This is a genomic window from Sulfuricurvum sp., from assembly GCF_028712165.1.
Lineage (GTDB): Bacteria > Campylobacterota > Campylobacteria > Campylobacterales > Sulfurimonadaceae > Sulfuricurvum.
On sequence record NZ_JAQTQR010000083.1, the window covers coordinates 1 to 11,484 of the forward strand.

Annotated in this window: 8 protein-coding genes and 1 pseudogene; 5 read left to right on the forward strand and 4 right to left on the reverse strand. The window is 41.0% G+C overall.

Annotated features, from left to right (window positions below):
* The 5 genes and pseudogenes from PHP90_RS12300 to PHP90_RS12320 form a co-directional block, all read left to right on the forward strand.
* Positions 1-265: pseudogene (locus tag PHP90_RS12300) on the forward strand (hypothetical protein); the annotation flags it as partial.
* Positions 211-2,019 carry a TonB-dependent receptor gene (locus PHP90_RS12305; RefSeq protein WP_299930396.1) on the forward strand — a complete coding sequence of 603 codons (1,809 nt, stop codon included), beginning with the start codon at positions 211-213 and terminating at the stop codon, positions 2,017-2,019. The pseudogene PHP90_RS12300 and the gene PHP90_RS12305, both read left to right, overlap by 55 nt.
* Entirely contained in the window at positions 2,019-2,579 is a 561-nt protein-coding gene (locus PHP90_RS12310; RefSeq protein WP_299930399.1) for a hypothetical protein, read from the forward strand. Before PHP90_RS12305 ends, PHP90_RS12310 begins: the two co-directional genes overlap by 1 nt.
* 23 nt (positions 2,580-2,602) lie before the next feature.
* On the forward strand, positions 2,603-4,297 hold the full coding sequence (locus PHP90_RS12315) for an outer membrane protein assembly factor (RefSeq protein ID WP_299930402.1): 1,695 nt from the start codon (positions 2,603-2,605) through the stop codon (positions 4,295-4,297).
* Positions 4,294-7,134, forward strand: coding sequence for a translocation/assembly module TamB domain-containing protein (locus PHP90_RS12320; protein ID WP_299930405.1), 2,841 nt, complete (start codon positions 4,294-4,296; stop codon positions 7,132-7,134). Before PHP90_RS12315 ends, PHP90_RS12320 begins: the two co-directional genes overlap by 4 nt.
* A 10-nt stretch (positions 7,135-7,144) precedes the next feature.
* On the opposite strand, the gene PHP90_RS12325 is transcribed toward PHP90_RS12320, so the two are convergent.
* The 4 genes from PHP90_RS12325 to PHP90_RS12340 form a co-directional block, all read right to left on the reverse strand.
* Complete coding sequence (locus tag PHP90_RS12325) at positions 7,145-8,149, reverse strand: leucine-rich repeat domain-containing protein (protein ID WP_299930408.1); 1,005 nt, start codon at positions 8,147-8,149, stop codon at positions 7,145-7,147.
* Between the two features lie 2 nt (positions 8,150-8,151).
* Positions 8,152-9,105 carry a leucine-rich repeat domain-containing protein gene (locus PHP90_RS12330; RefSeq protein ID WP_299930411.1) on the reverse strand — a complete coding sequence of 318 codons (954 nt, stop codon included), beginning with the start codon at positions 9,103-9,105 and terminating at the stop codon, positions 8,152-8,154.
* Positions 9,102-10,883 (reverse strand): hypothetical protein, encoded by a 1,782-nt coding sequence (locus PHP90_RS12335; protein WP_299930414.1) that lies wholly within the window; start codon positions 10,881-10,883, stop codon positions 9,102-9,104. The genes PHP90_RS12330 and PHP90_RS12335 overlap by 4 nt, the downstream gene beginning before the upstream one ends.
* The coding region (locus PHP90_RS12340) for a hypothetical protein (RefSeq protein ID WP_299930417.1) at positions 10,871-11,484 on the reverse strand (614 nt) is incomplete at its 5' end. The genes PHP90_RS12335 and PHP90_RS12340, both read right to left, overlap by 13 nt.

Below are 11,484 nucleotides of genomic sequence, written 5' to 3' on the forward strand. Positions count from 1 at the left end.
GATAGCGATGCGTTCACCGCGCGGATTTGGTAAAACTTATTTTTCGCTTGTTGCGATTCAAGCGTATGCTTCCCAAGTGCGCCTCCTCCAAAATATCACCCGTATCGCATGGATTTGCCCTACTCATCCTATCCACACCTACTCTACTGTTTCTCCTCCAAAGAGTGTCCTGACCTCATCCATTATTACGACACTATTTCAAGGACACTCATGTTTAAATACACCCTTTCATTGGTCGCCTGCGCGACTCTCGTTGCTTCATTAGAGGCCAAAGACCTCACTCTCGATCCGATTGTGATCAGTGCTTCCAAAACCGAACAGTCTCTCAAAGAAACCACCTCAAACATACAAATCATTACTGCTGAAGAACTCGAAGAAAAACATATTACCTCTGTCATAGATGCTTTACGTCTGCTCGGCAATATCCCAATCGCCCAAAGCGGCGGTATTGGCCAACAAAGCTCCTTTTTCCAACGCGGATTCAGTTCTGAGAATACTGTTGTCATGATTGACGGAATCCGTTATAACGATCCGACAACGACGAAAGGGCAAAGCCAGCTTGAGCATTTGATGATTAATGATATCGAACAAATTGAAGTGATCTATGGAGCACAAAGCGGTATATGGGGAGCGAATGCAAGTGCAGGTGTCATCAATATCATCACCAAACAAGCGACCGAAAAACTCCAAGCAGCGGGAAATATCGAATTCGGCACCTATGCAACATCCAAAATCGGAGCCAATCTATCCCAAAAAGTCGGAGCGCTTTCATACTATATCGGAGCCAATCAATTTAAAACCGATGGAATCTCCTCGCAAACGCCTCGCGGTAAAGATCCAAAAGCATACGAATCAGATGGCTATCTCAACCAAACGCTTAATGCCAAAATAGCTTACGATCTTACCGCAGCAGACACTGTTCGTGCCCAGATGAATTTTATCGACGCAAACATCCATTATGATGCCTACGGACAACCCGATAGTACGGCAAATGAAATACATCAAATCAATCGACTCACTTCTATAGGATATCGCCACCATTTTAATACAAAAAATTACATTGATGCGACGTATGCATCAAGTACGTTCGATAAAAATGACCCGCTCGGATCTACAACACGATTTAAAGGGGAAAACAAAGAGTTCAATCTTTTAGGTACATTCCAATACACCACGAACGGATCGGTCATAGCAGGTATAAATGCTTTACATTCAAAAGATACGATTAGCGCCAAAGAACTCAATTCCAAAGGAATTTTCCTCACCAATACCAACCACCTGAAAAAATTGATCCTTACCGAATCAATTCGACGGGATGCATATGATACTTTTGCCGATAAAACTACCGGTAAAATTGGAGCAAAATATCTTTTTAATACAGATATAAGTCTCAGTGCCAATTACGGAACAGCTTACCGCACTCCGTCACTTTATGAATTGTATGCAGGTTATTACGGCAATCCGAATCTCCAGCCTGAGACCACTAAAAGTTTCGATACGACGATACAATACAAACATCTAAGTCTCACATATTATAATAACCGTGTCAACAATCTCATCGGATACAATCCATCCACCTATGTGAATGAACAAGTCAGTGGGACATCTACATTCAAAGGGTACGAAGTGCGTTATAACAATACGTTTGCCAACATCCTAGCAATGAATCTCTCTTATAACAAACTTTTCACGAAAGATAAAAACGCTAACGCGTTAATACGCCGTCCGAATGATACTTTTAACGGATCATTAACCTACTATCCGAGTGACAAACTAACGCTGGGCACTGCCGCAAGTTATATCGGAACCCGTCCGGACACCGACTACTCCACCTATCCGGCCACTTCGGTACAAACAGGACGTTATACTCTTTGGAATGCATTTGCAAATTACGATATTACATCTAACCTGACCGTCTATCTCAAAGCAGACAACCTAACCGACAAACTTTATCAGGAAGTTTTCGGATACGGAACATACGGACGCACTATTTCTATCGGCTTAAACGCTAAATTCTAATGAAATTATTATTCCGTCCCTATATCCGCTACAAATTCTTAAACTCCCTCTTCACCGGAATGGTGGGAGGGTCTGTTTTTACAATTTACGGTTCACTCAGTCCTTCCACATTCTCCGCGGGAGGGATCTTTCTTGCTCTAGGGCTGATGGGGATGGCGTACGTATACCATTATCTTATGCGGCTGAAGCGCTTTTTTATCCTCTCTCTCGCTGCAGAAATCATTATGCTCGGCATGATCGGATATTTTCTCGTTTTTCCTAAATATCAGATAACGGCGCTTATCGTCTACGGAGCCTATCAGCTCTCCTTTGTGTTTGGCGGGTATTTGGTTCGTGCAGAAACCCATTTTGCCCGAAAAGCCCGCATTATGGGATGGATCGATATTGCCAAACAGCAAGGCTATCTTGCAGGACTGCTCCTCTCGTACGGATTCTACAAGCTCTTGGAGCATTACGGATTATCCGATGCAAAGGTGCAGGTTTACGGGCTTCACATTCTTTTGTTTCCGTTAGAGATCGCTATTATTATGTTACTCTTTGGGGCTTTTAGGGTAAAATAGAGAAGTTTTAGTGAGGAGAGTGTATGCGCATTGTTATGTTGCTAATTGCATGGACATTTTGTCTTCTTGCATCTCCTCTTACGCTCACCTTCGAAGGAAACAAAAAAATATCCGATAGCAGCCTCTATGATGCATTGGGCTTGCGAAAACCCTATCCCATAGAGGTATGGGAAGACCTCCCCTCCATCGAATCCGCAGCAGTATCTCAAAGTCTCTCCGGACTGACAAGTTTTTACCGATCCAAGGGGTTTTACCACGCAAAAATCACCTCCGAAACCAAAGATAACGCTGTTGTTTTCAAAATAGAGGAAAATGATCCCATCCTCGTGGGTGACGTAAAAATCAACAGTCCGATTGATGTGGATTCGGCCGTTTCACTCCAAAACAATGACGTTTTCGACCAAGAGAAATTCTCCGCATCCAAAGCTGAAATCAAAAAACGCTATGCGCAGGCAGGATATTGCAATGCCCAATTCAACTCCAAAGCATGGGTTGATATTGAAACCAATCATGCCTATCTTCTTTTCGAAGCCACACCGGGAGAGCCCTGTACCTTCGGGGCTGTCAATGTCGAATCGACTCCGAATATCAACGGGAAACTTACCGCCTCAATGCTCCGTTTTAAAGAGGGGGATCCCTACAACGTAGAAGCTATCCGTCAGAGTTATGAAGCCCTATACGCACAAGAGGGGGTAACACGCGTTATTATTAACGACAACGAACGTAACGGGAGTGTGGTTCCGATCATGCTTAATATCGAAGAAGCCGAACTTCCGATCCGTTTCACCGCAGGATTAGGGTACAGCAGTGATGAGGGGATAACCGCCCAGACAGGGATAAAACACCGTAATTTTTTAGGTGATTTAAAAACCCTCTCTCTGGATGCACGCTATTCACCGCTCAAACAAGAAGCGTCAGGAACATTTGGGCTTCCGCTGGAAAACAGAGGTTTGCTGGGAGCTGAAATCGGGTACAAAAACGAGATTTTCGACGGATATAAAACTGCAAGTACCTATGAAAAACTGACCGCCAAATATCAAGACAAACCGGCTTCGGCAATGATGGGGATTTTATTTGACGAAGTTAAAACCTATCAAAGTAAAGATATTACTACGTTTCCAAACAGCAAACTTTTCATCGCTTCTCCGATTGGAGAACTCAATTACGATACACGGGATAAACCGCTCAATCCGACCAAAGGATATTGGCTCAATGCCAATGTGATGGGATCACTCTATACTCCCGGGTTATCGGATGCAACCTATTTTAAATCCCTTCTCTCAGGTGCGTACATCACCAGTATCGATGAGCAAGTCTTCGGAGCCAAACTCAAATGGGGAACCCTTCGAGTCTATGACGGATCCGTTCCCTCATCGTATCGTTTTTACGCCGGGGGGATGAATTCAAACCGTGCCTACATGTACCGGGATTTAGGGCCTAAAAACAGTGACGGTGACCCTATCGGCTTTGCATCAATAACCGAGGGGACAGTGGAATACCGTTTCCCGATTTATCAAGAGTTTAGAGGAGTTTTGTTCAGTGATGTCACTTTTGCATCGCAAAATATCATTCCCGATTATGCAAAAGACGGGTATTTAGGGATAGGGTTTGGATTCCGCTATGTTACTCCCGTCGGTCCGGTTGCAATTGATTTTGGATTTAATCCCGAAGATTTTGCCCAAAATGCTATCCACTTTCGAATCGGAGAACTGTTTTGAAACGATTCCGTTCACTCCCTTGGCTAAAGTGGCTTAAACATCTGTTTGTAACGTTTCACTTTCTCCTTTACAGTGCCGTATTACTTGCTTCGGCAGCTCTTTATATCGCATTTCGACCGGACAGCCTCGACATTGTTAATACCTACTTTCTCGAACCCTTCGACATCCACTATTCACGATCCGAGGGATCCTTGCTCACAGGTTTTACCCTCTATGATGTCAATAGCACAAAAGGTAAAGCCAAAACGCTCGTTCTCAAATACAATCTCGTCAAAATGCTGGAGGGAGAACATACGATTGATTCTATCCGTATCGACGGGCTGCAACTCCATCTGAACGATTTTTTGAGTGATGAGACCTCTGTATGGCCTTTTCCGACATTCAAACTCCGAGAAGTCACTATTACCAATCTTCAGCTTATCAGTAGCTATCCCATTGAGCTCGATATTCATGCTCAAAACGGGAGCTATGATGGAAATGTGCTCAATTTTGCAACCTTCAATGCAGCACTGAAATCGCGCTATGCCAGCGGTGCAGTTCATGGAAAAGTATCCAAAAACGCCCTCGTCGGAGTAGCTGATCTTTACCCCAATGCGACCGAATTGGCTCCCTACAGCGGAAAGTTTACGACATTACCACGCGTTGTTCGAGTTAAAATTGCTGAGCTTTCCGACACCAAAGCTCTTTTGCAGACTTCCATTGCCAGCCTCCCGTCCAAACAAGATGCTTTGCTTAATGCCAATACGATAGCCCTCGATTTTCGCTACCGCTATGATGATGATTATTTTGATATTGATGCGACCTATCTGCTGCAACGCCTCCAAGATTCGATGCAAACAAAACAGCACCTCCGCTATACACTAGCGGGTAAAACAACAACCGAATTTGACGGCCTTATCACTTCAGCCCACCTTCTTCCGGCAAATACTCTGCACGGTGAATTTACGGACGACACGAGCGGAGTGAACGGTATATTGACTCTCGATGGAAGTACGCTCCATCTCTTGAGTCATGATTATGAGCGTTTCACTTGGGATCTACTAAGCGAACATCAAAACCTCAACTTTATCCCCTCCCTCCCCACATTTTTAAGTGCCTCACCGCTTAAGCTCAAAGCTGCGGGAGAATATGTACTCAGTTCAAATGCGATTGAAGGATCCATCGACGCAACCCATGACGCAGCTCTTTTCAACGGAAAATTTTCCACCCAAAACGGCCATCATTCGCTCAAAGGAGATCTCACACTCCAACAGGATGCACCGCTATGGAAGGAGTGGAAACATAAACCGCCCGAACACCTCGCACTCTATCTCAGCAATGAATCCAATGTCAGCCAAATCAATTTATCCGGAGAAGCGTTGGCCCTAACGGCTACTTTGAACGGGGAGAGTATCAAAGGTTCAGGAAACTACATCGGTGCTTTTTTCGATTTTGAAGGGAGTCTGGCTGCTAATCAAAGCACTCTCAACATAGATACTGTGATCCCCTCCGCTTTTGCCTCTTTTTCCAAACTGGAACCTATAGAACTAAGTCACGGCGAATATTACGATATGGAAGTTCGGGCGAAAACCCATGTAACCCTGAACCATACCCTCCATATCCAAAGCGATATTAGTATTCCATGGTATGCGGCAGTTCTGGATTCTCAGCGATCTTTTGGAGGAACCGACGGCAAGATCAGTGTTACCTATAATGATGGCAACATCACAATTCCCCATTACCGTCTCGAAGTTGCCGGTCATGACGTGATGAGCGATAAAATCTCACACATGCATCTGGAAGCGGACGGAAAGCTTAGTATCGACGAATTTTGGATATACGACACGCTGCTTCTAAACGGAATAGTTTCTCCGGATTTGAGCGCATCATTGCGGCTGCAATCGGATCGTTTCAGCTATCACGGTCCGGAAGGCGATGCCCATGCAGCAGCAGATATCACCTTTGTACGAGATGCACAAGCAAACCAAACGCTTGCAGGTTCCATCAACATACTCGATGCAACGATCACCTATCTGCCGTTGCAACAGCTGAAAGTCATGGACGATGATATTATCATTATCCAAGATGTCCGCCCTCCAAGCCAAATAAAGCTTGCTATGAACCTCCACATAACGGCTCAACAACCGATCCATTACCAGACGAAAGAACTTGATTTACGGTTAAATCCTGATATCACCCTCTGGAAAGATCCTATTGCCCTTATGCAGATTTTGGGTATGGTAAGCATCCCTTCCGGTACTGCCAAAACGGGCGGAAAAGAGTTCACTATCAAACCGAGTGAAATCTATTTTGGCGGGGATGTTCCTATGAACCCTTATTTGAATATGACTATTGCCTATGAAGTAGACTATAAAAAAATCCTCATCTATGTTACCCACACCCTCGATTCACCTATTTTCCTCTTCAGCTCGGATCCGGTAATGACTCAAAATGACATCATGAGCTATATCCTCTTTGGCACCCCTGCCAGTACGGCAGCGGGAGACAACAGCTCTTCCGGAGTTCGTGCCGATGCGACCAACTTTATGTTGGGTGCCGGGCTCAAAGGTCTCATCAACGGAGCGACAAAAATCCAAATCGATACGATGAATATTCTCACTAATTCTGAAGGGGGAATGGGATTTGAAGTGGGTGCGAAGCTAAACAAAGACCTTCGCGTCCTCTATAAAAATGACACCCTTTCGAGTGTCCTTGTGCAATATCAGGTCAACCGTTGGCTCCGTTTGGACGCCGATGTTCATGCGCTTGGACAAGGGATTAATGCCGTTTACATCAAAGACTTCAGAGACTTTCTTCCGCATAATGAAAAGGTAATTAATAAAAAGACGTCAAAATAAGAGGAAAAACTTATAATCCCAATATCTTTTTCCACCAGGGTTTGTCTACATTCTCATCCTCTTTTTTATCACAACTCTTGCCACTTTTAATTTCATCAATAGTTTGCGGAGAGCATTCGAGAAGAGTCACACTGCGTGTGTCCGCCGCTTGTAATTTTTCCAATCCTACAAGCGGACTCATATCTTGCATGGAATCATTACCGTTAAAAACAACCAAGTTTTTATACTCTTGCACAACATCGATTGCCTTGACTGCCGTATTGCTGATATTGAGTTTTTCTAACGCCTTTAAATCTTTTAGGCAGGAGATATCACTCACTTTTGAACACCCGTCTATGTCCAGTTCTTTTAATTTGACGAGGCTATTCAATGCACATATATCCGTAACTTCATCGGATGATACCCTTAGTTTTTCCATGTTTATCAAATTACCCAAAGGTGAAATATCTTTAAGCCCATCCGAATAGATCGTCAAAGATTTGAGAGATGGAATCTGTCCGATTGCCGTTATATCCGTAATCTCAGCGTTACTGATTTCGAGCTGCTCTAAGTTTTTGAGTTTTACCAATGGGCTAAAATCGGTTACAGGATTACTGATAATATCAAGATCTCTCAAATGAACCATTTTTTCCAATGGTTTTAAACTCATAATTTCATTGGTACTCAAATCAATTTTTTGGAGATTCGGAAAGTATCGCAACAGTGAAATATCATCCATCCAATCGATCTGATGAAGATCAGGATAATCCGCGACAGAAGATACCTTATCCGCCTGATTCCCGCTGAGTCCCAAATCGGTTACACTTTGCAGGTATTTGTACATACTCTTGCAATCCTTTTTTTTGAACGCCATACTGTACTTTTTAGGAAGACTGATATACATATCTTGTTTAAGTACTTTTAATGTTTTCAAATCACTCGAAGTCGGTTTTTGACATGTTTTCATAAATGAGGGTGCTGCCGATACAAATGTACAGGCTCCTATAGCTAAACTGACAATTAATATATATTTCATTTTCATAATCCGAGTACCTTTTTCCACCATGGTTTATTTAAATTTGCATAGTCTTCATTTGTGCAATGTTTTCCAGCTCTAACCTCTTCTATACGACTTGGAGAACACTCCATTAAATTTGCGCTATACGCATTTGCATATTCCAGTTTTTGTAACCCTACAAGCGGACTCATATCCCTTAAACTGTCACAGCCACTAAATGAAACCAAGTTTTTATAGTTTTTTGCGACATCAATCTTTTTGATTTTCGTAGAGGTGATATCAAGTTCTTCTAATTGTTTTAAATCTTTTAAACAAGAGATGTCGCTAACTTTTTCACAATTACCTATATTAAGAATTTTTAATTTTGTTAATTTATTTAAACCACATACATTTGAAACATTTACACTGTTTATAAGCAAATCTTCCAAATTTGTGAGATTGGAAAATGGAGTAATATCCGTAATCCCATCTGAATAGATTCTGAGCGATTTAAGAGATTTTATTTGTCCAAGTGCAGTAATATCAGTGATGCTCTCGTTGTTGATTGCTAGACTTTCCAATTTTTTTAATGATGTCAAAGGGGTAAAATCTGTTACAGGGTTATTGCTAATATCTAAATCTTGTAAATTTGAAATTTTTGTCAATTGAGTTAAATCTTTTATTTTATTTCCATGAAGAGTGACTCTTTGTAGATTTGGAAAATGTTGAAGTATAGAAACATCTTCTAAATCACGACCCGATAATGAAATACTTTTTGTAGTGCTAAGAAATTGATTAAGATCCTGGCAATCTCTTGATATAAATGCTTCTTTGTAACGGTTAGGATCATAACCGTTAAAGATAAATTTTTTGATTGCAATTAACGTTTTTAGATCACTCTGGTTTGGATTTTTACATATTTTCATAAATGAGTTGTCTGCTAATGCAAACGTATAAATTCCTATAAAAATAATAACAAATAATTTAAATTTCATTTTCCCACCTTTTTAGTGCTACTAAGACGATTAATAAACTCGGCTACTTCTTTGTGTAAGACTCTTCGACTCGTAGAGTGTGACTCAATGAGGAGATAGGGGACACTTCCACATTTCATTTCATTTACAGAACAGTCATCATTAGATTTAGTCCCACCGAAATTTCGTGTCATAGAAAGTGCCAAATAGTTTCGATCAAGCTTTTCGAAAATAGCAATAATTTGCCCTAAATCAGATTTTGCGTTTTTAAATACTCCCTTTGTAAACCAACTCTTCCAATAACCAAAATTCAGAAGTTTATGAAGCGGTACTTCTTGTTCAATGAGTAGAAAAACCAAATCAAGCAGGTTATGCTGATTAGGAGATGCTTTATAGTTTTTTTCTATCTGTTCCACCCTTTTGATAAACATCTTATAATTTATTTTTTGTGTTTTTGAGTCGTATCGATCTCGACTAGTTACATTTAGATCAGTCAGTTTATGTTCTAAAAATGTCCCTTTTAGCTGAGGAGAGGGAATAGCATACGTATCATCAAACTTTTCTATATTTTGTTCCAATAGTTCATATACTATATTCCAAAGAGCATTTTGATCACTTGAATGCAATGTGGTTGTATCAATACTCAAAAATCTTTCTAACCATTTTGTAATTTTTAATAGATTTAAATCCTTAATAAGATCAGTAACTAGGTAATTCGATTTTGACGGTTCATTAACATTGATTGTATGCTTTAGCTTAGGAATAGATGCTTTACAGTCAGTTTGTAGTTCACTAATATTGGCTTTTATTTTTTTTGCGGTGCTTGGAGAGATAATAGTTTTAGAATCGGAAAGTTTATTACCCATATCAGCTTGAAGTTTTTTACTGATTCGAAACTTTGATCCGTCTTGCAAATCATTTATTAAATCTGTAACTCTTTCCAAAACAATATCTAATGTTTCCAATACTTTTACAAGTGTTTCATAGAGTATTTTACCGTCATAATAATTATAAGTAATTCGGATATCGGTATGTAACCATCGATCATCTTTGTCTTCAACACCCAGCTTAGCCACATCAAAATCAAAATTCTTAAGTGGCTCTAAGCTTTTTTTGAACTCATCTATTGCGTTATTAAGTGCCGTATAATCCATCTTTATCAAAACGCTTGAAAGTGCTTCTATCGAAAAATCTGCCAACATACGCTGCGTCAAATCATAATCATTTCGAAGATTTAGAACTTCGGCATCTTTGTGAAAAAAGCTTTGGCTTATTTTTGCCTGATGTATCTCATTGAAAAATGGGGTTGAAAGATAAATCAGACTTTTTACTTTCCATTTCTCTGGCCACGCACCACCTAACCGTGCAATTTGTTTCGTCATTTCATTGACCACGTTTCCGCCATGAGAATGCCCGAGAAGATGAAAATACATCGTCCGGTGTTTATTCTCATAATACGGTTTTTCTCCCTCTGCACCGCATAAGCGGTTTATAAGATATCTCCCTGCTACTTCACGGTTATGGATTCCATTATCTCCTGTCCACCCGTGAAAAGGAAACAAAATAATATTGCCATTTGTTTTCTCCAAGTTAACGATTTCATCATAAAATTTTGCATCCCAATATTTTTTTGCGCCTGCTTTATACTCTTTATCATTAAAGTCATAGCTTACTGCCCGTGATTCTGCCGCTTCTGTTGCATTGATTGGATCCGTCGTACCTGCTACAAGAATAAGAACATGCCATTCTTCGGGTATTTTCACATGTTGTGAGCTTCCCTTGCTGCTTACTCCTGCCATTCTACTTCTCCTACAAATTTATTAACATCAGATTGTTCTAGATTATGGCTTTTTAGCATTTGATCAGTATCGTACGTTTGTTCTATTTGCGAGTCGCTTACACTCGTTGAATGCGTCTCTTTTACTAACACATCACCCATCCGGTCTAAAGCAAGAAGTGTTGCTTGAACCGCTGTTCCATCAGCTAATGTCGTATCTGCTTTCAATACAATATCTTTGTCAACAATTTTACTAATGACATGAGTATGCAGGTTGGTCAAACGTATATTCCAAACGGTTTCTGCTTTTCCTCCGTCAATGTATATCTTCGGCGCAATGATCTCGATATGATCCGTTCCGATGATATCAATGTCATCCCCCTCAATGAATATATCCCCATTAGCGTACATTGTAATACTGGTTTTCCCCACCATAATCTCATACTTCTCACCCACTATAGTATGTTTAAGAACACCAACTTCTTCGGTGAATGTTATCCCCACCGTCTCATTCTTACTGGCACCTACAGATACTTGATACCCAGCACCGATAGTGAGTGCTTTGGCGATATCAATCGTTTCGGTTTTGCTTTTGTTGACTCTCTCTTGGCGGTAGCCGTGGA